Annotated in this window: 21 protein-coding genes; 1 reads left to right on the forward strand and 20 read right to left on the reverse strand. The window is 34.8% G+C overall.

Annotated elements, in window-relative coordinates:
• Positions 1-143: 143 nt before the first annotated feature.
• Positions 144-1,205 (forward strand): LacI family DNA-binding transcriptional regulator, encoded by a 1,062-nt coding sequence (locus IGL56_RS08625; RefSeq protein WP_002356832.1) that lies wholly within the window; start codon positions 144-146, stop codon positions 1,203-1,205.
• Between the two features lie 40 nt (positions 1,206-1,245).
• Here IGL56_RS08625 and IGL56_RS08630 read toward each other — a convergent pair whose 3' ends face one another.
• From IGL56_RS08630 to IGL56_RS08725, 20 genes are all read right to left on the reverse strand, one after another.
• On the reverse strand, positions 1,246-2,079 hold the full coding sequence (locus tag IGL56_RS08630; RefSeq protein WP_010709678.1) for a hypothetical protein: 834 nt from the start codon (positions 2,077-2,079) through the stop codon (positions 1,246-1,248).
• 236 nt (positions 2,080-2,315) lie between these two features.
• A complete protein-coding gene (locus tag IGL56_RS08635) occupies positions 2,316-3,647 on the reverse strand; it encodes an IS1182 family transposase (protein ID WP_010709679.1) in 1,332 nt (443 codons plus the stop codon).
• Between the two features lie 543 nt (positions 3,648-4,190).
• On the reverse strand, positions 4,191-4,643 hold the full coding sequence (locus IGL56_RS08640; protein WP_010709680.1) for a hypothetical protein: 453 nt from the start codon (positions 4,641-4,643) through the stop codon (positions 4,191-4,193).
• A 111-nt stretch (positions 4,644-4,754) separates the two neighbouring features.
• Positions 4,755-6,116 carry an O-antigen polymerase gene (locus tag IGL56_RS08645; protein ID WP_010709681.1) on the reverse strand — a complete coding sequence of 454 codons (1,362 nt, stop codon included), beginning with the start codon at positions 6,114-6,116 and terminating at the stop codon, positions 4,755-4,757.
• A gap of 54 nt (positions 6,117-6,170) precedes the next feature.
• Positions 6,171-7,583, reverse strand: a complete 1,413-nt coding sequence (locus IGL56_RS08650; RefSeq protein WP_010709682.1) for an oligosaccharide flippase family protein — start codon at positions 7,581-7,583, stop codon at positions 6,171-6,173.
• A 3-nt stretch (positions 7,584-7,586) separates the two neighbouring features.
• A complete protein-coding gene (locus tag IGL56_RS08655) occupies positions 7,587-8,753 on the reverse strand; it encodes a nucleotide sugar dehydrogenase (RefSeq protein ID WP_010709683.1) in 1,167 nt (388 codons plus the stop codon).
• Between the two features lie 189 nt (positions 8,754-8,942).
• Complete coding sequence (locus IGL56_RS08660; RefSeq protein ID WP_010709684.1) at positions 8,943-10,085, reverse strand: glycosyltransferase; 1,143 nt, start codon at positions 10,083-10,085, stop codon at positions 8,943-8,945.
• Positions 10,082-11,206, reverse strand: coding sequence for a non-hydrolyzing UDP-N-acetylglucosamine 2-epimerase (gene wecB, locus IGL56_RS08665; RefSeq protein ID WP_010709685.1), 1,125 nt, complete (start codon positions 11,204-11,206; stop codon positions 10,082-10,084). Before wecB ends, IGL56_RS08660 begins: the two co-directional genes overlap by 4 nt.
• 3 nt (positions 11,207-11,209) lie before the next feature.
• A complete protein-coding gene (locus IGL56_RS08670; protein ID WP_010709686.1) occupies positions 11,210-12,319 on the reverse strand; it encodes a capsular polysaccharide biosynthesis protein CapF in 1,110 nt (369 codons plus the stop codon).
• Positions 12,316-13,338, reverse strand: a complete 1,023-nt coding sequence (locus IGL56_RS08675) for a polysaccharide biosynthesis protein (protein WP_010709687.1) — start codon at positions 13,336-13,338, stop codon at positions 12,316-12,318. Before IGL56_RS08675 ends, IGL56_RS08670 begins: the two co-directional genes overlap by 4 nt.
• A gap of 19 nt (positions 13,339-13,357) precedes the next feature.
• Complete coding sequence (locus tag IGL56_RS08680; protein ID WP_225596067.1) at positions 13,358-14,623, reverse strand: glycosyltransferase family 4 protein; 1,266 nt, start codon at positions 14,621-14,623, stop codon at positions 13,358-13,360.
• Complete coding sequence (locus IGL56_RS08685) at positions 14,580-15,197, reverse strand: sugar transferase (RefSeq protein ID WP_430599736.1); 618 nt, start codon at positions 15,195-15,197, stop codon at positions 14,580-14,582. The genes IGL56_RS08680 and IGL56_RS08685 overlap by 44 nt, the downstream gene beginning before the upstream one ends.
• Positions 15,190-16,308: a DegT/DnrJ/EryC1/StrS family aminotransferase gene (locus tag IGL56_RS08690; RefSeq protein WP_010709690.1), complete on the reverse strand. Its 1,119-nt coding sequence runs from the start codon at positions 16,306-16,308 to the stop codon at positions 15,190-15,192. The genes IGL56_RS08685 and IGL56_RS08690 overlap by 8 nt, the downstream gene beginning before the upstream one ends.
• A gap of 1 nt (position 16,309) precedes the next feature.
• Complete coding sequence (locus tag IGL56_RS08695; RefSeq protein WP_010709691.1) at positions 16,310-16,942, reverse strand: acetyltransferase; 633 nt, start codon at positions 16,940-16,942, stop codon at positions 16,310-16,312.
• A 10-nt stretch (positions 16,943-16,952) separates the two neighbouring features.
• A complete protein-coding gene (locus IGL56_RS08700) occupies positions 16,953-18,770 on the reverse strand; it encodes a polysaccharide biosynthesis protein (protein ID WP_010709692.1) in 1,818 nt (605 codons plus the stop codon).
• Positions 18,771-18,782: 12 nt separating this feature from the next.
• On the reverse strand, positions 18,783-19,544 hold the full coding sequence (locus IGL56_RS08705; protein WP_010709693.1) for a tyrosine-protein phosphatase: 762 nt from the start codon (positions 19,542-19,544) through the stop codon (positions 18,783-18,785).
• A gap of 19 nt (positions 19,545-19,563) precedes the next feature.
• The gene (locus tag IGL56_RS08710; RefSeq protein ID WP_010709694.1) at positions 19,564-20,256 is read right to left on the reverse strand and encodes a CpsD/CapB family tyrosine-protein kinase; all 693 of its coding nucleotides are present in this window, start codon (positions 20,254-20,256) and stop codon (positions 19,564-19,566) included.
• Positions 20,257-20,267: 11 nt separating this feature from the next.
• Entirely contained in the window at positions 20,268-21,047 is a 780-nt protein-coding gene (locus IGL56_RS08715) for a YveK family protein (protein WP_010709695.1), read from the reverse strand.
• A 15-nt stretch (positions 21,048-21,062) separates the two neighbouring features.
• Positions 21,063-22,007 (reverse strand): LCP family protein, encoded by a 945-nt coding sequence (locus tag IGL56_RS08720; RefSeq protein WP_010709696.1) that lies wholly within the window; start codon positions 22,005-22,007, stop codon positions 21,063-21,065.
• Between the two features lie 36 nt (positions 22,008-22,043).
• Positions 22,044-22,823, reverse strand: coding sequence for a hypothetical protein (locus IGL56_RS08725; protein ID WP_010709697.1), 780 nt, complete (start codon positions 22,821-22,823; stop codon positions 22,044-22,046).
• Positions 22,824-23,043: the final 220 nt, after the last annotated feature.

Consider the following 23,043-nt stretch of genomic DNA (forward strand, 5'->3'; position numbering starts at 1 on the left):
TCTTTGACTTTATAGTATATTTTTTTAGTCAAAAAATCAATAGTTTTTGCTAAAAAAAAGTAAAAAAAGCTTTTTCTTGCTTTTTTTTACTAAAAAGAAATATACTATATGCTATAATAGTACTTGAGAAGGAGGCATTTAGAATGGCAACTATCACAGATATCGCAAAAGTCGCGAATGTTTCAATTTCAACTGTATCGCGAGTTCTGAACTATGATCCAAACTTATCCGTTACAGAGGAAACCAAGCGAAAAATTTTTGAAGCAGCAGAAACCCTGAATTATACGAAATATAAAACTAAAAATAAAAACAAACAGCAGGAGCAACTGACACCTAACCTTTCCGTACAAACAGCTCCGCAAGAGCCTTCGATTGCCGTCGTTCAGTGGCGTTCAGATGACGAAGAACTAACGGATATTTACTATATGTCGATTCGTTTAGGCGCTGAAAAACGGGCCGAAGAGTTAGGTTACAATATTCTAAAAGTTTCTCAATTGGAACAACATAACCTTCAAGGGATTGATGGCATTTTGGCAATTGGCAAATTCACTCAAAAGACGTTACAAGAGTTGCAGCAACTGCATCCCAATCTTTGTGTAATTGGCAGTAATTTCCCATTGGAAGAATTTGATTCTGTAAATACTGATTTTTATCAAGCAACCGAGATTGCCTTAACTCATCTTTTAGAATTGGGCCACGAAAAAATTGCCTTTATTGGTGCCGAAGAAAGCGAAAATATGTATGGTTTCCGTCGCTATAAAACACCGACAACCAACGCTTATCTTGACATTATGCAGCATTATCACTTGTTTAACGAAGATTATTTTATCTTAAAAGAAAATGGCATGTTGGATGTCAAAACGGGGGAACAATTGACAGAAGAAGCGTTAGAAAAATGGGGAAATGATTTACCTACTGCGATTCTTGCTTATAATGACGCCTTTGCAATCGGTGTGATACATACGTTAGCCGCACACGGTATAAAGGTTCCTGAAGAAATTAGTGTCATGGGGATCAATGATATCTCTATTTCTCAATATGTCTCACCGCCGCTATCCTCTGTCCATGCCTTTACTGAAGAAATGGGCGAGACAGGCATTAATTTATTGCACAAACGAATTCAAATGCCTAGCATTCCTCGTAGAGTCCTGTTAAACACAGAATTGGTTGTCCGCCAATCGACAACTAGCCCACGCCAGAAATAAAAAATAAGGACCGCTCCTATAAAGGAACCGTCCTTATTTTTTATTTGTTTTGACCAAATAATTCAATTTGTGTTAATGCTGGAAATGGTGATGGTTCATCTGCTTGAATTAACTCTGTTAGTATCACCCACTCCACTGCCCGTTTCGCAAAGGTAAAGCTCTGGCGTTGCTCAGTCTTAACAGTTTTAAAAACTTCATGTGTACCGTCGGAAAATTTTAAAGTCACTTGTTGCCAATAATTATCATGGGGAAAGTCCGCTCGTAATGTTAAGATCACTTTATCCAACAAGACTTCACGCCCAAATTCAATTTTTAATGCGGCATCTAACTGCTGATTAATCCCCCATGATTGATAAGGATACGGCCCATGATAAAGATTAGCGAAGGTACCATCAATCGCATTGCAAGCAAAAAAAGTGGCATCATTTCGCGTTTCCACGTTGGCAGATGCATGAGGATACGCACCAGTAAAATGTTGTAAATCATGCGGATTTAACGCCCAATTACGATAACTCTTAATTTCTTCTTTAGTGGCAATACGCACACTTATATAAGGTTTCTTGGTTTCAAAACGATACGCTGCTCGCGCTTCGATAGCGTTTTCATTTTTTTTGATTGGAAACGTCCATTTTTGTTCTGGAACATAAATTAAACTGCTATCAAGCGTAGCATCTAACTTCACCATTAAATAAGTATTGGGCGTATCTAAACAAACTTGAATCACATCGCCGTCTTGTAATTGACAATCCCGAGCAGCTAAACAAACAAAATCTTTTCCTGTAATAGTTAACTCTTTCAAAGAATCTGAATCATCTATCTTAGCTTTTCTAATTTCTTGTTCTTGATTTAAAATCGATAATGAAATACACGTCATATGCTTCCCTCCTAATTTTACCTTTATTATATATTATTTTAGTAAATTAATCTATTTTTTACTAAAATAATAGTTGATTAAAGAATAAATATTTAGATCAAAAAAATAAAAAGGCTTTTCTTAAAAGTCTCAGACTGTAGACAAATACGTTCAACATTCAGAAAATAGAGTGTTGAGCGTATTTTTTTAACTTAGTATCAAAATCAAAGTAAAAAAATAAAGGCATTCGCCTTTTTCTAGCCCCACAGGGCTAATTTCTTTAAATTCATTACAGCAAAAATTATTCTCGTATGCACTGCGACTTTTTCCAAAGTTCGGTATTTTGTCCAGCGCATCCCGTGCTTCTCTTTTGCATCAGCAAATACTCTTTCAATGGTTTCTTTACGTTTGCGGTATGTTTCTCGATTGAAGGAAGTATGACGAAGATGTTCTGCATTCTCTACCCCAGCTTGCCAGATATGACGAGTCACTACTTTTTGATGATTTTGACTTCTTGTGCACTGTTTCAATTGCGGACAATTCTGACAAATGTAAGATTTTGACTTATATTCACGGTATCCCTCTCGAGTAAGTGTAGAAAAACGTAAGGGTTGATTTTCAGGGCACAGGTAACAATCGTAGTATTCGTCATAGACAAATTGATTTTTGGCTAGTAACGTTCGATCACCTCTAGGTCGTGTATATGGAAGAACAGGATGAAGATTTCTCCGTCGGAGAAATTCTATAAAAGTGGCAGTTTTATACCCAGCATCAGCAGCCACAGCATGTATCGCTGGAAATTTAGTACAGATAGAGGCAACTAAATCAGGAGCAATTTGACTATCATGACGGTTACCAGGCGTCACAATGACGTCTAAAATGAATCCGTGTTCATCACAACCAGTATGAGCAGAATAAGCAAATTGTTTTTCTCGTTCTCCTTTTACATAATATCCACTCTCCGGGTCTACTTTACTTACTTTTCGTTCTTTCATCTCACTTTCTGTTGGGAAAATAAAAGGTCGCTTTCCTGCCTTGATGCGTTCCTCGTTAATTTCTTTCTCTAATTCTGATTGATAGGCTTTTGCTTCAATATGCGTCATTTCTCTAGTAAAATGATGCTTATTTGCATTGGCTTTGATATGAGTAGAATCCATATAGAGAACATCTTCCGTAATCATCCGAGCCTTGACAGCTTGTTCCAGTATGTAGGCAAAGATATCTTCAAAGAGTGTGGTATCTCGAAAGCGGCGAACATAGTTTTTTCCAAAGGTAGAGAAATGCGGAATGGTTTCATTGAAATCGTAGCCTAAAAACCAACGATAAGCGACATTAGTGTCTATTTCTTTTATCGTTTGACGCATGGAACGGATACCAAAGAGATATTGAATGAAGACGATTTTTACTAAAACCACAGGATCAATACTTGGTCGACCTAAGGTCGAATAAGTTGATTCAACAATTGGATAAATGAAGGTAAAATCGATTGCTTTATCTACTTTTCGAATCAAGTGATCTTTTGGCACAAGATCTTCCAAGGAAATCATCATGTATTGATCTCTTCCATTCATTGGATGTTTTGACATCATTTTTTCCACGCTCCTTTAAAACGTTTTCATACATTAAGTATAAAAGAAAAAACTGTAGACGTCATCCCCTTTTTGGGGACTTTGTCTACAGTCTGGCTGTCTATTAATTATAGACATTTTTTTTACTATCATGTGTTCAAAAATTCTTCCTTTCAGCTTAAAAGTTTAAGAGCAAAAAAAGTTTTACTTTTCCATGCAAAATCATAAGAAAGGATTAAATGGGTTGTAGATAGCCAAAAGACTAAATCTCAAACACATAATAGCCAACTACATTTAATGGAATCGAACCATTATTACAGAACCATCATGCAAATAATCTACATTTCTTTATAAATAAACAATTATCAGCCCGCCTCTTACCCCCACGGTTACACTGCATCTTGTAAACAGCTTGGTTATCCCGCCATCGCAAGTGGGTTATGAGCTTTGATAAAGGGTATACTACCTAAAAGTTTGGTTATTGAAATCAGTAGTATTGCTCAACCCTGTACGCATGAAATGCGCCTATTATATCCAGTTATATAGTACACAAGATTATTTTTTTTACATTCCTTTTAAAAACTGCTGAAACTCACATTCAGGTATTTTATGGTGTCTACGAATTTCTTCATCACTCAAAAAAGTTTTTAATTCTAAATATCCTTTTTTCGTCAATGGCTTCGTATTTTCGTTATAATATTCCTCGAATTGTCGTAGTTTCCAAAAAGGAATTTTCAAGATATTCATAATTGCTTTACGAGGTCTTTTAGTTTCGTATAATCGAACAAATCGCTGATATTTACTCATATGTTGAACACTTTTTAGCTCTATCCAACAAATCGTTGTTCGCTTCGCTTTTTGTCCTTTTTGTTTTAACAACTCGTTTGTTCGATACTTTACAATTTCAAATACTGTTTGTTTCGAATCATTCAATGTTTCTACTTCAAAACCAAACATTTCTAACGAAGTATCCTCTTTGTATACGATTGTTTCTACGAACCACTTAAAGACTTTCATACATCTCTCCTCAAACTAAAAAAATATAGTGCAGAGGTTTTTATCAACCTTTGCACTATAAGTATAATCTGCCCTTTTGATTTTAAAATTAACTAGCCATAAGGGTTTAATTTATATATTGACTATATACCTCTTTTCTTTTTCGTTCTTTTTTATACTAAATCCTAAAATCATAAAAAAGAAAGCTGAGATAACAAGGATACTCGTAATAGTTTGAGTTATCCTTAAATTACTTAAATGAAAATTTAATAAAATATAACAATAAATCATTACCGAATGTGCGTTAAAATCGCATTTTTTCATATAGAGATAAGCAAGTTTATATATTTTCCCTAAAAGAAACATCCCTATTATTACACCTGGAATCCAAAAGTTCATGTACATAGTACCAATTGTTTCTGGAGGCCACGATGATGGAAACAATTCTTTAAATGGCATTGATGGTTTGATATTCCTATTCCCTTCTGCAAGTGTCCTTATATAGACCCCTTCATCTACAGGCGGCTTCTCGGGCATAATAGAACTAGGGATGGGAGCAGATAACAAATCTTTAAAACTGCTGCCTAGCCATATGTTACTAACATCAAAATGATTAGTTATAAACAAGTAGGTGTCAATGTAACTTATCTCTTTTGTAGATTTTCCAATGTTATCCTTCACTTCGCTCGCTAAATATTTAGGATTATTTAGAAGTGTTTCTATTCCATCAGGACTTCTTAAAATAGGTATTCCAACAATATAAATTACTAAAAGAGGAACTAACAGCCATATCTTTTTAGGTATTTTTTTTACCCTTTTAACTCCATAATGCCAAGAGATCAAACTAAACGTAACTAATTGAAGCGTTTGTTTTCTTCCTCCTAAAGATGTTAAGAGAAAAGCTACAAATAAAATTAATAACAATAAAAAGAAATATTTAATAAATGATTTCTTATATTTGAACGTATATATATAACAAACAACAGAAATCGTTAATGAAGTTGTTGTCAGCGACAAAAGATATCCATTGCCAGCTGTCATTTGAGTTCTAATATTAAGGTTTGATGTTAAAACACTAAATCCGCCTACGCCTCTCAAAAAAATTAGATAGCCTAACATACCAACAAAAAAAGACAGCAAAGTTCCCACAATATATCTTTTTCTGTTTTCTGATTTAGGAAGGCCAGGTAAGTTTGAAAATTTTTTAATCATAGGTACTTTCATACCAAAATATAAAGAAAACGCACCTATCAATAAAATTACGACAAAATATATTATTTCTTTAGGAATATTTTCTATGCCAATTTCTCGTAATACTTGTGGTTGGATGATGTAGACATCATTTGCAATAGAAAACAGATAAGGCACAGACGTGATAATTAGAAAAAAAAATGAAATCGTTACTGGATTAAATAAATCTTTACCTGCTTTTGTCCATTTTACTAACGGAATCATTAATATTAACAACAGTAAAACTGTTATAAAAAATAGCATAAAATATAATAACCTCCTTAACAAAGTTCTAATTTATAAACATACTTGTAAAAACTATTTTTTATTTAATAAATCAAGTAATGGATTTACCTTAAATAGAGTAGTAATTGTTAAATAGATAGGCAATGCAATAGCAAACTGTATAATATTAGTAAAAATACTACTTGATAAATTACTTGTTAAATAACGTGTGACTGTACACATCAACATTCCTCCTAGTAAAAAGATTCCAATTTTATGATATTCAAATTTAAAATCTGTACTCTCTAAGAAAGATTTTGTTCTTACAAAAGTAACAAAACATTCGGCTAAAATATTTGAAAATACTACACCGAAAAACCCAATAGTTGGCAGCAAAATCAGATTAAATACAATATTAATACCTGCACCAATCATCACTGATTTATTATATTCTTTTATTTGTCCAATCGGCATCAAATATTGCCTAGATATAGAAATACCTAATGGGATAATTACTATAAGTATTGTAAAAAAAGGAATAACATTATTTATATACAGAAACTTTTCTCCAAAAAACCAAGGTACGAGTTTGTCATAAATAGTCAGCATACCAAACATAATAGGAATAGAAAAGAACAACTGCAAATGAATTGTTTTCTCCATCGTTCTTACAATCTTATCAGTATTCCGTTTAGCAAAAATTCCTGTCATGTGTGGCAAAAGAACTAAATCTAAGGTTGTGATGACGGTAATAAATACTGTATTTAACTGCAGTGAATTAATAAAATAACCCACAGCCACACTTCCCAAAGTAAATCCTAAGAGTGTTTTGTTTAAATTAGTATACAGCATGATTGCGATTTGAGGAATAAAATATTCAAACGAACCTTTCAAATGATTCAAGCTATTTTTTATGTGTATCTTTGTAAAATGAATATATTTAGGGATAAACAGCCACACCCCTACTTGGGAAAGAAGGATGCCTGTCGCTTGTATCATTGTATATTTGATTGTGTCCCCTTCATTTTTAATAAACAAAATGATCAAAACGAAAGTAATTAATTGGACAAACAAACTTGACATACTTACCTTTTTAAAATCTTCGATCCCCATAAAAAACCATGAAACATCAAAAAATACTGTTAATATTGTTAAAGATTGGATAAATAAATATATCCTATTGTCTAGAAATAAAGCCACAATGAAATATACCACGATAACACCGATTGTAATGAGGGCTTTAAAAACAAAAATCTCCCAAAATACTTTTGACAGCTCCTGTTTATTTCTATTATAAGCTAGAGCTATTTCCCTATTTCCGTATATTGTCACACCCAAGCCAGCGACCAAAACAAAATACTGAGCAATCGAAAACGTGTAATTATAAATTCCCAGCCCTGCTGGTCCAAGAGCATTTGATACTATTGGTATTGTAATGATAGGAATAATTATTTTAGCGACTTGGAATAAACTCTGGTAAAAAAAATTTTTTGCTATATTTTTCATATTTTAATCCCGTCTAAAAATATCTCTCGTATAAACTTTTTCTTGAACATCAGCCAGATGACTTTCCATACGGTTCGAAACAATCACATCTGCCATTTTTTTGAATTCTTCAAAATCTTTGATTACTCGTGAATGAAAGAACTCTTCGGCATCCAGTGTTGGCTCATAAACCACCACTTCAATCCCTTTTGCCTTGATTCTTTTCATGATCCCTTGAATAGAGGAATATCGAAAGTTATCAGAATTTGCTTTCATTGTTAAACGATAAATACCGACTGTTTCCGGCTTTTTAGCTAAAATTTGTTCTGCAATGAAATCTTTTCTTGTTGTATTTGCTTCCACAATAGCGCCTATGATGTTGCTTGGAACTTCCTCATAATTGGCTCTTAGCTGCTTCGTGTCTTTAGGTAAACAATATCCCCCGTAACCAAAAGAAGGATTATTATAATGCGAACCAATTCGTGGATCTAAACCTACTCCTTCAATAATTTGTTTTGTATTTAAACCTCGAGATTCAGCGTAAGTATCCAACTCATTGAAGTAGGCCACACGTAACGCAAGATAGGTATTTGAAAACAATTTGATTGCTTCTGCTTCAGTAGCATGAGTCAATAAAACTGATACCTCTTGATCTAAGGCATTTCGCTTAAACATATCCGCAATTTCTTGTCCGCGATCAGAACATTCCCCTACTACGATTCTAGAAGGATGGAGATTATCATATAGAGCTCTTCCTTCACGCAGAAATTCTGGAGAGAAAATGATATTTTCTGTTTTAAATTTTTCTTTTACGTCTGCCGTATACCCCACTGGTACAGTAGATTTTATAATGAATGTCGCATCAGGACGAATAGCTAATGCTTTTTCAATAACATCTTCAACTGTAGCAGTATTAAAGTAATTTTTCTTTTCATCGTAATCCGTTGGTGTCGCGACAATCAAGTAATCTCCAAATAAAACTGCCTCTTCAAAATCTTTAGTGAATGCTACATTCAAATCATCTCGTTCAAGAAATTCATGGATTTCTTTATCTTCTAGAGGTGACTTCTTATTTTGTAGCATATCGATTTTTTCTTCGACAATATCATATGCTTTAACATTTTCATGCTGGCTAAGCAGCAAAGCGTTCGCTAAACCGACGTAGCCGAGGCCGAATACTGAAATATTCATAATTAAGTATACTCTCCATAACGTTATTTATTATTCACTTGTCCAGTACATACTATAAACAAAAAAAGAAACTTGAAATATTGACGATGCTTTGCATACTGCTTTCAAACAAATAATAGATTAGATAAACACATATCACAGCTGTTTTTTACTTATCAATTTTTTAGCTATATCTACAGACGTATAAAATTACTTCTTGCCGTTATTCATTATCTTTTCGAGTTTCAAAGAAATATCATCTCTTAAAATTGAGAAATCAATTCTGGATTTCATAAACGCTTTGATGTTATTTTGCATTACTTGATATTCTTCATTAGACATATTATATAAGGCTTTGATTGCTTTTCTAAATCCTTCAATATTTTCCAAAGAACAAATGTAGCCTTCTTGACCATCTTCTATATCATTCCACGGGGTTTTATCACTAAGAATAACTGGGCATCCATTTGACAAAGACTCCGAAATAACGTGTCCGTAATTTTCACTTTTAGTAGGAAATAAGAAAGCATCATACTTCCTAAATACTCCATCAACATCCTCATGACTTATATTTCCTTTATAATTAACCTCTATATTAGCAGGCAAAGCTGCTATTTTTTTTTGACAAATCTCCCAATAATTTTTATCTTCTATAGGACCAAAAATATCCAAATATACATTTTCTTCAAGTGTATTTAAAATTTCAATTGCATAATCTAAATTTTTTTTGGGAACGATTCGAGATAAAAAGACCAAATTTAATTTTTTTTCGTGTTTATTCTTCTTGTTATTCACTTTGCTTGGACTAGGGATATTGGTAAATAATATTGTATCGTTTGATGGAAACAGATTTTTTAAAACGTTATCCTCTTCATTGCTTGTCGATTGAAAATAAATATTTTTATGGAATATATTTCCTAATTTAAAAACATTTATATAAACATTTTTTTTCATACTTTTATTACTTCTAGCTCCGTCTAGCAACTGTCCCCTAGGCGCAATTAGTAACGGTATAGTAAAGTTGGTATAAAAAACTGAGCCTATTAATTTATAATCAAAAAAACTATTTATATATATTAAATCAGGTTTTATTTCCTTGATTACACTACCCATAAGTTTAGAAAAACTTTTTTCTCTATTTACATAGAGAACTTTCGCTTCTGGCCTTATATTCCATCCCTCATTAATGCCCTGCAACCGTTCATTTTCATTAAGGTCATGATCACGCGTAACAATATGGAAAGTATATTTATCTTTTAATAGCTCACAAAAGTTTAGTATACTGACCGGTGGCCCACCATATTTTTGTGCAGGAAAATATCCTTCAGCAACTATTAATATTTTTTTCTTCACTCACCCCACACCACCCGATTCACATAGTCGGTATAAGATAGGATAATGCGCAAAACTTTTTCCGAAACATTTGGCATAGAGTAGTCTGCCACATGGCGCAAAGTATCTTTTTCTTGTGTTCCCAATACTTCTAGTCCTTGCATTATCCGCTCTTTTTCTAGTCCAACCATCATCACACTGGCTTCTTCCATTGCTTCTGGACGTTCATGCGCTTGTCTGATATTTAGTGCCTTGAAATTCAAGATAGAGGATTCTTCACTGATTGTCCCGCTATCACTTAGTACCGCTTTTGCATGGATCTGCAGTTTATTGTAATCATTAAATCCCATAGGTTTCATCGTTTGGATCAACTCGTGGAACTTGATTCCTTTTGATTCGATCATTTTCATCGTACGCGGATGCGTACTCACGATAATTGGTAGTTGATAGGTTTCAGCAATTGCATTTAAACTATCTACTAGATTTGAGAAATTGCTTTCTGAACTGATATTTTCTTCACGATGTGCGGAGACCACAAAATAATGCCCTTCTTTTAACTCTAATCGTTCAAGGATATCTGACTGTTGGATGTCTTCTTTTCTTGAATTCAATACTTCAAACATTGGGCTGCCTGTTTTGATGACACGATCTGCAGGTAATCCTTCGCGCAAAAGATATTCTCGTGCAATGTCGCTGTATGTCAAATTGATATCAGCTGTGTGGTCGACGATTTTACGATTCGTTTCTTCTGGGACACGCTGATCAAAACAACGGTTACCGGCTTCCATGTGAAAAATAGGGATATGACGACGTTTTGCTGCAATCGCACATAAACAACTATTGGTATCACCTAATACTAAAAAGACATCTGGCTTTACTTCTTCCAAGATAGGATCAATCTTGATTAAGATATTCCCAACGGTCTCGATTGCTGTACCTGTTGCTGCATTTAAAAAATAGTCTGGTTTCTTCAACTTGAAATCTTCAAAAAACACTTCATTTAGCTCATAGTCATAGTTTTGTCCCGTATGTACCAATACATGGTCAATAGCTTCTGAACTTTCTAAACGATTGATTACAGCAGATAAACGAATGATTTCTGGGCGCGTGCCTACCACTGTCATCACTTTTAAATTTTTCATTGATTAAACCTCCACATAATAAGTATCTGGATGTTCTGGATCAAATGGCTCATTGACCCACATCACAGTTACCATGTCTGTTGTTCCTAGATTTTCAATATTGTGCGTATATCCCACTGGAATATCTACTACTTCCAACTTTTCTCCAGAAACAAAATACTCAATTACTTCACTTGAATCGATTTTTCTAAAACGGATAACACCTTGCCCGCTTACAACTAAAAATTTCTCGTTTTTTGTGTTATGCCAGTGATTTCCTTTGGTGATTCCTGGTTTTGAGATATTGATGGATACTTGTCCGCGATCTTTTGTTCGTAAAAATTCAGTAAACGATCCACGATTATCTATATTCATTTTTAGAAAATAAGAAAAATCATCTTCTGGCAGAAAACTCAAATATGTGCTGTACAGATTTTTTTCTACTCTTCTGGCAAGGTTTGGCACACTCAAATCTGTTCGGCTGTTTTTAAATGAAGTAATCAGTTCTTTTAGCTCACCAATCGTCACTTCATCTGTTTCTCGAACTGCACAATAGCCATTTTCCATATAAGGTTTACCATTCAGACAATGAAGTAATTCTTTTACTACATCATCGATATAACAAAGTTCAACGGCCGCATTTGGATCATTGACTGTGACTTCTTCATTTCTTGCGATTTTATAACAGAATGTTGCTACTACCGTATTGTAATTTGGTCGTGACCATTTTCCGTATAAATTTGCAAAACGATAAATATAAACAGGTGCTCCGGTTTCCTCTTGATAGGATTTCAAGAGTTCTTCACCAGCTTTTTTACTTTTTCCATAGGAATTTTCGAGTGCTGCTTGGATAGAAGAAGAAATCATCACAGGACAAGTATTTTGATGCTCTTTTAATTTTGAAAGCAATTCTGAAGTGAAACCAAAATTCCCCTCCATAAATTCTACCTCATTTTTTGGTCGATTGACACCAGCTAAATGAAAAACAAAATCTGCTTTTTTGCAATATTCATCTAATAAATCCTTTGGTGTATCTATGTCAAAACTGAAAATATCTGTGTAGCCTTCATTTTTTAATTCAGCAATCAGATTTTTCCCAACAAAGCCGTTTGCTCCAGTCACTAAGATATTCATTTGTTTTGCCACTCTTTCAATTCTTTTTTAACGTAATCTAATTCAAGAAGTCTTTCCTTGATTTGCTCAATAGATAAGCGTTGCGTATTGTCTGAATTGTATTCTCCTTCTTGTGTTAATTCCTTACTGCCTTCCACAAAATATTTATCATAATTAAGATCACGTGTGTCTGCCGGAACGCGATAAAAGTCACCCATATCTTGGGCTACTAAATATTCTTCTTTCGTTAATAACGTTTCATACTGCTTTTCTCCATGACGTGTCCCAATTACATGAATTTCATTTTCTGCCTGAAATAGTTCTTTCACTGCTTGGGCTAAATCCCCAACTGTCGAAGCAGGTGATTTTTGTACCATGATATCTCCGGCTTTTGCATTCTTAAAGGCAAAAACAACTAATTCTACAGCTTCTTCTAAACTCATCAAGAAACGTGTCATCTCAGGATCTGTCACAGTTAAAGGTTTATTCGCTTTGATTTGGTCAATAAAAAGCGGGATGACTGATCCGCGAGAAGCCATTACATTTCCGTAACGAGTCCCGCATATCGTCGTGCGTTCTTCCGAAACAGTTTTTGCTTTTGCAACAAACACTTTTTCCATCATCGCTTTAGAAATCCCCATTGCATTGATAGGATAAGCTGCTTTATCTGTTGATAAGCAAATCACTTTTTGAATATCCATTTCGATGGCAGCTGTCAGCACGTTGTCGGTTCCTACAATATTTGTTTTTACAGCCTCCATAGGGAAAAATTCACAAGAAGGTACTTGTTTAAGTGCAGCAGCATGAAACACATAATCAACCCCATACATCGCATTTTTCACGCTATTAATATCACGAACATCACCAATGTAAAATTTCAATTTATCGTTATTGTATTTTTTCCGCATGTCGTCTTGTTTTTTCTCATCCCGTGAAAAAATGCGGATTTCTTTAATATCAGAATCTAAAAATCGTTTCATTACTGCGTTACCAAAAGAGCCAGTTCCGCCAGTGATTAATAATATTTTATCTTTGAACATGCTTTGTTCTCCCTTTTTATCATTTAAAATGCTTCATGATTGTAGTATAGCTTTTTTCTACATCAAAATTATTTTTCAAATAAATAAATGCATTTTCCCCTAAGATATTTCTGGTATTCTTATCTTTCAGTTTTTCCATATTACCTACAAATTTTCTTAAATCTCCGTGTTCTGAACAATATCCAAACTGCCCCTCCACTATCATTTCTTTCAAATCTGTAGATCTGTCTACCGCTGCTAAAATAGGTTTTCTTGACTCCATATATCCTAGTATTCTAGAAGGAATATTTGGGATAGTGAATCTTTTGTCTAAAAATACTAAACCTATATCTGCAATAGATTCCACTTTTTTATACTCATTTTTAGGTAATCCATTAATTAATAATGTATTTTTTATATCATTAGAACTTAAATATTTTTTTATTCGCTCATATTCTGTTCCAGAACCAACTATTAATAAGAAAAAATCTTTTCTTTCTTCTAGACTTTTTATTATTTCTAAAAGAAAATCAACTCCTTGGGGCTTTCCTAAATTGCCGCCATACAGCATTACCACTTTATCTTCTGGAATACCATATTCACTGCCTATTTCCTTTTTGAGGAGTTGACAGTCTACCTTATCGTTTTTGATTCTAATAGAATTAGGATTTATTTCCACAATTTTTCTTCTATCAAATTCATTATGGTGGAGTATATATTGAGAATTTTTTTCTGACATTGTTCCTATATAGTCAGATACTTCGTATAACGAAACTTCCTTTTTTCTAAAATATTTATAAATCAAACTTTTTTTCGAGATTTTGCCCAGATCAACTGCATTTTGTGGAAATATATCTTTCAACAAAAGATAGCTTTTGCAGTTGTCTCTTTTCTTTATAAAATCAACCACTTTAGCAAAAGTCACCGGAGGGGTAGAGTAAACCACTAAATCAAACTTTATATCTGAAAAATAATGCTTGATTCCGTTTATAAATTGTTGTTCTATCTGTATTGTAGAAATACCTTTTTCTAACAAATTAGTTTTTTGGATATTTCCTATTTTTAATTTTAAAATTTTACATTTATCATTGATTTCGATTAAATGAGTTTTTGTATTTTTTTTTCTTTCAACTGGAGATATGATTGAAACATTGTGTTTGTTTTTTACAAATTCAGAGAGCAAATCAGTATAAATATTACTTTCCTCCAAAATTTCGAAATCTAAAAGAGTAAGAAATAGAACGTTCAATGACATAATGCATTTAACTCCCTTTAAATTTTTCTGGTGTACTGTTGGTGATTGCATAGATATTCTCTTTCATAATTACTTTTGCGCAAGTTTTAACTATAATCGCTATATCACCAAAAAAGCTGATTTTCTTCACATACTGGAGATCCAAATCAAATTTTTCTTCCCAACTAATTGCATTTCTTCCGTTAACTTGGGCTAATCCAGTTAAACCAGGTCTCACGTTGTGTCTTTTCTTCTGTTTTTCATTATAGAGAGGCAGATATTCCACTAATAATGGACGAGGCCCAACGATCGACATATCCCCTTTTAAAATATTCCATAGTTCAGGTAGTTCATCTAAACTGGTTGCTCTAAGCATTTTACCGAACTTTGTTAAGCGAACATCATCTGGTAAATAATTTCCGTTCTGATCTCTTTCATCAGCCATTGTTCGAAATTTATACATAGAAAAAATTTTTTCATTTTTACCTGGACGCTCTTGTTTAAAAATAACAGGAGAACCAAGCTTAGTTTTTACTAATATTGCGACAATCAAAATAATCGGAGATAAAATGATAAGAGCAATTCCTGATAATAAAATATCTAGTGCTCTTTTTCCAATAAGTTGATAAAACGTTTTTTTACGCATGATTGATCACTCTTTTAATGGTAGTTACTACGCGATTTAAATCTTCATCTGACATTTTTGTGTCTGAAGGCAAACAAACACCTGATTCAAATAAAGTCTCTGCAACATTATCACCAATATAATCATATTGTTTGAAAACAGGCTGCAGATGCATTGGTTTCCATACTGGACGCGCCTCTATATTGTCTTTGTCCAATTCATCAATAAGGAAAGTAGAATCAAGCCCATTAACTGTTATTACACTCAACCAATAATTAGGCTCATTCCAACTATTTTCTGGCATAAATTGGATATTTGACAGATTTGATAGTTCTTTTTTATAAAAATCGTAAATATAGCGTTTCTTTTCAATTCTATCTTTCAAAACTTTGAGTTGTCCACGACCAATACCAGCAACGATATTGCTCATACGATAATTGTAACCAATCTCATTATGCTGATAGTGACGTGCATTCTCACGGGATTGAGTAGCCCAAAATTTTACTTTATCTATCTTCTCTTTGCTTTCAGAAACTAACATTCCTCCACCTGATGTAGTGATTATTTTGTTTCCATTAAAAGAAAAGATTCCATATTCACCAAATGTACCAGTAAATTTTCCTTTATACGTAGTCCCTAAAGATTCGGCAGCATCTTCTATCAAGGTCACACCATACTCATCACATATTTGCGTTATTTCATCTAAATTAGCTGATAAACCATACAAATGCACCACTAAAACAGCTTTTGCCTGAGGATATTTTTCTAAAGCCTCTCTTAAATGACTTGGACTCATATTCCAAGTCTCATAATCACTATCTACGAATACTGGTACAGCATTCTGATAAATAACTGGATTCACTGTGGCAGAGAAAGTTAGGGATTGGCAAATCACTATATCATCTTTACCGACCCCTGCTGCTTTTAATGCTAAATGTATAGCGGCAGTACCTGAAGAAAGTGCCGCAGCATGTCCAGTTCCAACATATTCTGCTAATTCCTCTTCAAAACCATTGACATTCATGCCTAAAGGAGCCACCCAATTTGTATCAAACGCTTCTTTTACATACGCTTGTTCATAACCTTCTTCACTCATATGAGGAGAAGCTAATAATATTCTTTTTTTATCCAATTTAATCCCATCTTTCTATGATTCTAGCTGGTACACCAACATTTTTAGTATGATTTTCGATATCTCTAATCACTACACTTCCTGCACCTATAATATTTCCATTACCAATAGCTATATTTTGTATAATTTTAGTTCCGACACCTATTTGATTTTTATCGCCTAAAGTAACTTTCCCGGAAAGGTTTACACTAGGAAAAATAGAATTATAATCACCTATTTTTGCATCATGACCAATAGTAGAACTGATATTGATCATATTAAAATTTCCTAGAACAATATCGGCTGTATAAGACGTATACGGCATCAAGATATTCCCAATACCTAAATGGATATTTATTCCTATTAATGCACTAGACGCAATCAAATTTGGGAAAATCAAATTAGTGTTTCCTTTTAACGTTTGATATATTTTCTCTTTTATACGGGGAGAAGCAATCCCCATAAAGACAGCAGTTTTCTTGTCTATATTCATTAGAGATTTTATATTTCCTAAAACAGGTTTGCCTACTACTTTATCACCGTGTATGTTTGATTCATCATCAACGAAACCAATCAGTTCATATTCAGGGAAACTTTGCAGTAAAAAAGCAATCTCTTTACCAAATCCACCTGCGCCTACAATAATTGTTTTCACGTAACTCCCCCTACTTATTCGAAGCATTCGCAAAAGCGACAATATCTTTGGCTAACTGCTTGTCATCTTGCGGCAAGCTATCAACAAATTCCATTACGGTCTTCATCGAATACCCTTTGATGTTCCCGACAAAGATTTTTTCGTAAACTACTTCATCATTTCTTTCTTTATCCAATAACAATTCTTCATATAATTTTTCACCTGGGCGAATCCCTGTTTCAACAATTTCGATTTCATCTTCACTATAGCCGCTCAAACGAATCATATTTTTTGCCAGATCAACGATTTTCACTGGTTCACTCATATCTAAAACAAAGATTTCGCCACCTTTTGCTAACGCTCCTGATTGAATCACTAATCGGCTTGCTTCAGGAATCGTCATGAAATAGCGGCTCATGCGGAAATCAGTGATCGTCACTGGTCCGCCTTTTGCAATTTGTTCACGAAAGACTGGGATCACACTGCCTCGAGAACCCAGTACATTCCCGAAACGCACTGCTGAAAACTTCGTGCATCCTTCTTCATTCAATCCTGTCACGATCATTTCAGCGATTCGTTTGGTTGAACCCATGACATTTGGCGGGTTGTTAGCTTTATCTGTCGATACCATGACGAAATTCTTGACCTTGGCTACTTTCGCTGCTTCTGCCACATTTTTTGTTCCAAAAATATTGTTTTTGACTGCTTCTTTTGGATTGCATTCCATTAATGGAACATGCTTGTGAGCTGCTGCATGATAGACGATATCTGGCTGATGCTGCGCCATGATCTCATGGATTTTCTTTCGATCTTGGATATCCGCAATAATCGGTACAATTTCTGTACGTTTCTTTTTATCATTTATACGCAATTCACGATCAATGAGATAAATCGAATTTTCTCCATGACCTAGCAACAATAACTTCGCAGGACAAAATTGAATGATTTGGCGACAGATTTCTGAACCAATCGAACCGCCCGCACCTGTGACAAGAATCACTTTTTCTGTGATTTGGTCTTGGATCGATTCAATATCCAGTTCTACTTCGTCTCTTCCTAACAAATCGACTACATCGATTTTTTTCAACTTAGACACGCTAGTTTTTCCCGAAGCAAGTTCTTCCATGGAAGGCATCGTGCTGACTTTGACATGAGAAGATTCAACTAATTCAAATAGTTCACGTAATTTTTCTCGTGATAAGGAAGGAATAGCGATAGTGACCATTTCGACATCATATTTTTGAATTAATTCAGGCAAATCTTTTAGCATCCCTAATACTTTTTTACCTGAAAGATAGATATTTTGTTTGTTAGGATCATCATCGACAAACCCCACTACACGAATACTTTGAGCAGTTTTAGACCCTATAAAACTGTTATATAAAATACGGCCGCCTTCACCAGCACCAACAATGATTGTATTTTTAGCTGATTCAACGGATGAATAGCTTCTGTTTTTTCTTTCGACATAAATCCGCCAGACCAAACGACTGCCTATGATCAACAATAATGAGAGAAGATAAATGAATGTCACTAAGCGTAGACTATAACGTTCATTGAAAAAAGATAAAACAATAATACTTGAACCTGCACTTGCGGTTAGCGAGCCGAAAATCACAATCATCTCTCTTAAATTTGTATAGCGGTTAATCCTAGTAAATACTTTGAATAAACTGCCATAAAACAAGTAGAAACCCACAGATAAACCTGCTGAAACAAAAACAAGATTTCTTGGTATACCGACAAATGGTTTCATGAACTCTACAGCTTCTATATTGGCGGCAATCAATAATAAACTATCCACTAAAATCAAGGTAATGATCTTTCTTCTCCTTGTTAATACAAACACCCTATATTCCCCCTAAAATAACCCAAACTTCTTCTTCACTTCTGTATATTCTGGATAAACAACCTCATCTCCATTGATTAAATCCTTTGCTACTTGTTTCATCTGCGCTACTTTTTCCTGTCCAAAATCCTTGGCTATCTGCTCATAGCATTCTTTGAGATAAAAGGTTCGTTTAGATATACCATGGGCATCTGACGCAGTCATTTGGACCAGATTATGTTTGACCATTGTTTTGGCTGTTTTTTGGATATCTTTACCAAACACACCCATGTAACTGGGTGCAGTCAATTGAGCAAGGCATCCCATATCGAGGAAGGGCACTAAATGATTGGGATTTTTTCTGAAGTGTGCATTGCGTTCTGGATGAACAATGACGGGTCTCTTTCCCATTTGCAGCAATTCAAAAAAAAGCCGTTCTGCATATAACGGCACTTCCAGTGTCGGAAATTCAATCAATAAATAGGTATCATCTAGGTCTGTAAATAAGATTTCATCTCGACGGATGTCTTCAATCAAATCACCGGTGATTCTTATTTCTTGTCCTTCCAATAACGTTATTGGCAACTGTCGTTTGTCAAATTCAGATTGCACAAAAGAGACCAGAGAAATCACTTCCGACTTTTCATTTCGATACTTTCCATTGTTGTGATGGGGCGTACACAGAATATGTGTGATGCCCTGGCTAATTGCTTTTTCCGCCATGGCAATACTTGCTTCTAGTGTTTCTGCACCGTCATCGATCCCTGGTAAAATATGACAATGTAAATCAATCATTTCTCTCGTCTCCTATAAGTTAATCTCCGTAATAATAGACTGCATCTTTGCTGTGTTCTGCTCCGTTATACACAACGCCGAGGACTTTTGCTTGAGCCATGTCTAACAGTTCTTTTGCTTTTGTCAATGACTCTTTGCGTGACGTGTTTTCGCGTACAACTAATAACGTACCGTCTGTTTTTGAAGACATGATTTGGGCATCTGTGACTGCAACGACTGGCGGCATGTCAAAAATAATGACATCATAAAGATCTTTTGCTTCTGCTAAAAGCTGATCCATTCTTGGGGAATTCAGCAATTCTGATGGGTTTGGTGGTTTAGGACCACTAGGCAAAACAGACAGATTCTCAATTGGTGTTTTCTGTACTTCATCTGCAATATTCCCTGCCGTGCTGAGGATCGTGCTTAACCCGCTGATATTGGTCAATTTAAACGTTTTATATAAAACTGGTTTCCGCAAATCGGCATCTACTAATAAAACGCGTTGGCCAGATTTTGCAAATACAACAGCCATATTCGCTGCAGTTGTTGATTTTCCTTCTCCTGGTCCAGAAGAAGTAACAACGATCGTTTTGATTTGCTGACCACCTGGTGAAGCAAATTGGATATTCGTTCGGATTATGCGGTATTGTTCAGCTACCGGTGAAGAAGGGTTTGTCAATGTAATCAAGCTGACTGCTTGTGTTTGTGGTGTTTTTTGTTTGTGTGCCATTTTTCTTCCTCCTAGACTCTTGAGCGGTTTCTGCGTGAAGGGCCGTTTTTTTCATTTACTGTTCCAGGATGTACAGGAGCGGGTCCTTTTTTGCGAATACCAGCATTTAATTCTTTCGCTGACATTTCAGGAACTGTTCCTAAAACCTGGAAGCCTAATGTTTCAGTTACGAATTTTTTATCCTTCACTGTTCGGTCAAGCAATTCCATCAAGAACGCAATCCCGATACCGACCATTAAACCTAATATCAAACCAATGACTAAGTTCAATTTGTTATTTGGAGAAACAGGTGTCGTATTCGCAACAGCTGCTGAAATAATTGAGATCTTATCAACATTCATCACATCTTTAGCATTTTCTTGAAAGACTTGTGCTGTCATATTGGCGACTTTTTGTGCCGTTACTGCATTCGTATCTGTTGCCTGGATCGAGAACATCTGTGAATTTTGAGACTGATTAACTGAAATAGATTCTTTTATTTCTCCAGCCGTCATTTTCACGTTGTCTTCCGTTTCCAATCGGTCTTTGACTTCATTTAAAACCAAGTCGCTGACGATCATATCTTTATACGTATTGATCATTTGCAAGTTCATATTGACATCATTTGCATTGGTCGTATCTGACTGCGGCAAGGTCACGATCAGCTGTGCTTGTGAACTGTATTTAGGTGTTAAGATAAAGAATGTTGTAACTCCTGCGATTGCTAAACCGGCAAACATTGAAATAAGGATGGTTACCAAATGTTTACGCAATGTTTCAAAAATTTCTTTTAAGCTGATTGTCTCTTCCATTTTTTCTCCACTTTCCTATTTAGTCTCTAGATTTAATTGGTCTTTCAATTCTTTTTGTACACGTTCAAGCTCTTGATCACTTACTCTTTGATAGGAGATGCCGTCTTGCATAAATCCTTCTCCCTGCATTTGATCTTGTTTGATCGTGCCAAATGCATCGCGGTAATCGAAAGCGATTTTTCGCATATCAGTAAAACTCATATCAGTTCTCATATTTGTTTCTAAAGCATTTAAGACGGATTGGTTGTTGCTGATACCATTTAGACTCAAGACTTTTCTCGCTATTCCTTCAACGATTTTCCGTTGACGTTCTTGCCTTCCATAGTCCCCATTTGGATCTTCATAACGCATCCGGGAATATGCTAATGCTTGATCGCCATCTAATGTGGTTTTTCCGATGATGAAATCATAACCGTCTTGTGAAAAAGTGATGTCATTGTTGACTTCGATACCGCCCACAGCATCAACCAATTCTTTTAAACCCTTCATGTTGATGGATACATAATGATCGATTGGAATATCTAAGTAATTTTGAACAGTATCCATCGCCATGGCTGCTCCGCCGAATGCATAGGCATGGTTGATTTTATCTGTTGTATTATGTCCAACAATCTCGACATAGGTATCTCGAGGAATGCTGACGATGGTTGTTTGTTTATCTTCTGGACTTACTGTAGCAACCATCATCGTGTCAGAACGGCCTTGGTCTACACGTCCTAAATCTCCTGTATCTATCCCCATCAATAAAACCGAAAAAGATTCTTGCTTTGCTAAATCAACTGGTGTTGTTCTAGGACCCTCTGCTCTTTCCACTGTTTGATAGGTTTCCTTGATTGAATGGGAGAGATCTAGATACAGTTTAGTTCCCACCCCAACAACTGCTAAAACCAGTACAACAACGATTCCTAAAATAATCAAAAATATTTTTTTCCCTCTTGATTTTCTTGTTTGCTTTGCCATTTTCCCCTCCGTTAACGAAACTCTTGTACTTGTTCATCAATAACTCACCGTACCGTAGCCCATTTGTTGAGCGACTGTTTCTGCCATCGCTGTGTATTTTTCTTTTATTTTTTCGTTTTGGACTTGTTCGATTTGATTAAGCGCTGTCAAATATTGATCATAAGTAGCCTCAGCAGTTACTTGACCGTCTTTTAATAAAGTATCAAATGCTTGATTTAATTCATTGACCTGTGCGACTTGTGCGTCAGCAAATCCTAAATACTGGATCATCGATGTTTTCCAAGCGTTTTCTTTGAAAAAGTTCAAGTTATCACGTATGTTGGCAATATCCTTTTCCGTTATATTTTCTCTAATAATTACATCATCTTCAGCTTGTTGCCAATTAGAGATTTTTTCAGTAAAAAGTTGATTCACAGATTCTTGTACGTTTAGTTTTGCTTCTGCATCTTTTAATTGGTTCGATACAGTTTCTTTTGTGGTTTGGATAGCAGCAACTTCTTGTGGAAGTTCTGATTGGTCGATGCCGTGGTCGTCTGCTGACAACTTGACGGAAGATAATCTGCTGGAGAGTCTAGAGGTCTCGTCCTTTGTTGCTTCTGGTTTCAGAAAAACTTTCTCTTTTGTGCTATATAAATTGTCTGCTTCTTGTGATAAAGAAGCTAAGGTATCTTTTTGATCGAGGATGGCAGATTCAGCATATGCAATGCGTTGTTCATGCTGTTTTTGGTTATTTATGTAATAGCCAAATCCACAAATCACCGCCGCGCCTAATCCTACCGCAGTAACAGCGAATATTTTAACAATCGGCTTCTCCATATATTCACTCCTAATCATTTATTATACATGAGTAAAAAAATAAGTGCTTTTTCATAACATAAAAATCATCCATCTCAAGTATAAATGAATCAACAAATTAAATAAAGAATTTTCTTAAATATAATCATTAAAAGGGTTCTATGTAATCTTACCATAAACTTTTTTTTCATTAAAGAAGTTTATGGTAAGATTAAAACGAACAATAAAAAAATAACACTTT

This window comes from Enterococcus sp. DIV1316a, assembly GCF_050536915.1.
Taxonomy (GTDB): Bacteria; Bacillota; Bacilli; order Lactobacillales; family Enterococcaceae; genus Enterococcus; species Enterococcus faecalis.

Bases quoted from the DNA above. Each gene is read 5' to 3' on its own strand.
- IGL56_RS08635 (WP_010709679.1), bottom strand. From the start codon at position 3,647: ATGATGTCAAAACATCCAATGAATGGAAGAGATCAATACATGATGATT.
- IGL56_RS08720 (WP_010709696.1), bottom strand. From the start codon at position 22,007: ATGGCAAAGCAAACAAGAAAATCAAGAGGGAAAAAAATATTTTTGATT.
- IGL56_RS08725 (WP_010709697.1), bottom strand. From the start codon at position 22,823: ATGGAGAAGCCGATTGTTAAAATATTCGCTGTTACTGCGGTAGGATTA.
- IGL56_RS08640 (WP_010709680.1), bottom strand. From the start codon at position 4,643: ATGAAAGTCTTTAAGTGGTTCGTAGAAACAATCGTATACAAAGAGGAT.
- IGL56_RS08625 (WP_002356832.1), top strand. From the start codon at position 144: ATGGCAACTATCACAGATATCGCAAAAGTCGCGAATGTTTCAATTTCA.
- IGL56_RS08645 (WP_010709681.1), bottom strand. From the start codon at position 6,116: ATGCTATTTTTTATAACAGTTTTACTGTTGTTAATATTAATGATTCCG.
- IGL56_RS08655 (WP_010709683.1), bottom strand. From the start codon at position 8,753: ATGAATATTTCAGTATTCGGCCTCGGCTACGTCGGTTTAGCGAACGCT.
- IGL56_RS08670 (WP_010709686.1), bottom strand. From the start codon at position 12,319: ATGAATATCTTAGTGACTGGAGCAAACGGCTTTGTTGGGAAAAATCTG.
- IGL56_RS08705 (WP_010709693.1), bottom strand. From the start codon at position 19,544: ATGATTGATTTACATTGTCATATTTTACCAGGGATCGATGACGGTGCA.
- IGL56_RS08710 (WP_010709694.1), bottom strand. From the start codon at position 20,256: ATGGCACACAAACAAAAAACACCACAAACACAAGCAGTCAGCTTGATT.
- wecB (WP_010709685.1), bottom strand. From the start codon at position 11,206: ATGAAAAATTTAAAAGTGATGACAGTGGTAGGCACGCGCCCAGAAATC.
- IGL56_RS08715 (WP_010709695.1), bottom strand. From the start codon at position 21,047: ATGGAAGAGACAATCAGCTTAAAAGAAATTTTTGAAACATTGCGTAAA.
- IGL56_RS08685 (WP_430599736.1), bottom strand. From the start codon at position 15,197: ATGCGTAAAAAAACGTTTTATCAACTTATTGGAAAAAGAGCACTAGAT.
- IGL56_RS08650 (WP_010709682.1), bottom strand. From the start codon at position 7,583: ATGAAAAATATAGCAAAAAATTTTTTTTACCAGAGTTTATTCCAAGTC.
- IGL56_RS08675 (WP_010709687.1), bottom strand. From the start codon at position 13,338: ATGTTCAAAGATAAAATATTATTAATCACTGGCGGAACTGGCTCTTTT.
- IGL56_RS08630 (WP_010709678.1), bottom strand. From the start codon at position 2,079: ATGACGTGTATTTCATTATCGATTTTAAATCAAGAACAAGAAATTAGA.
- IGL56_RS08680 (WP_225596067.1), bottom strand. From the start codon at position 14,623: ATGCAATCACCAACAGTACACCAGAAAAATTTAAAGGGAGTTAAATGC.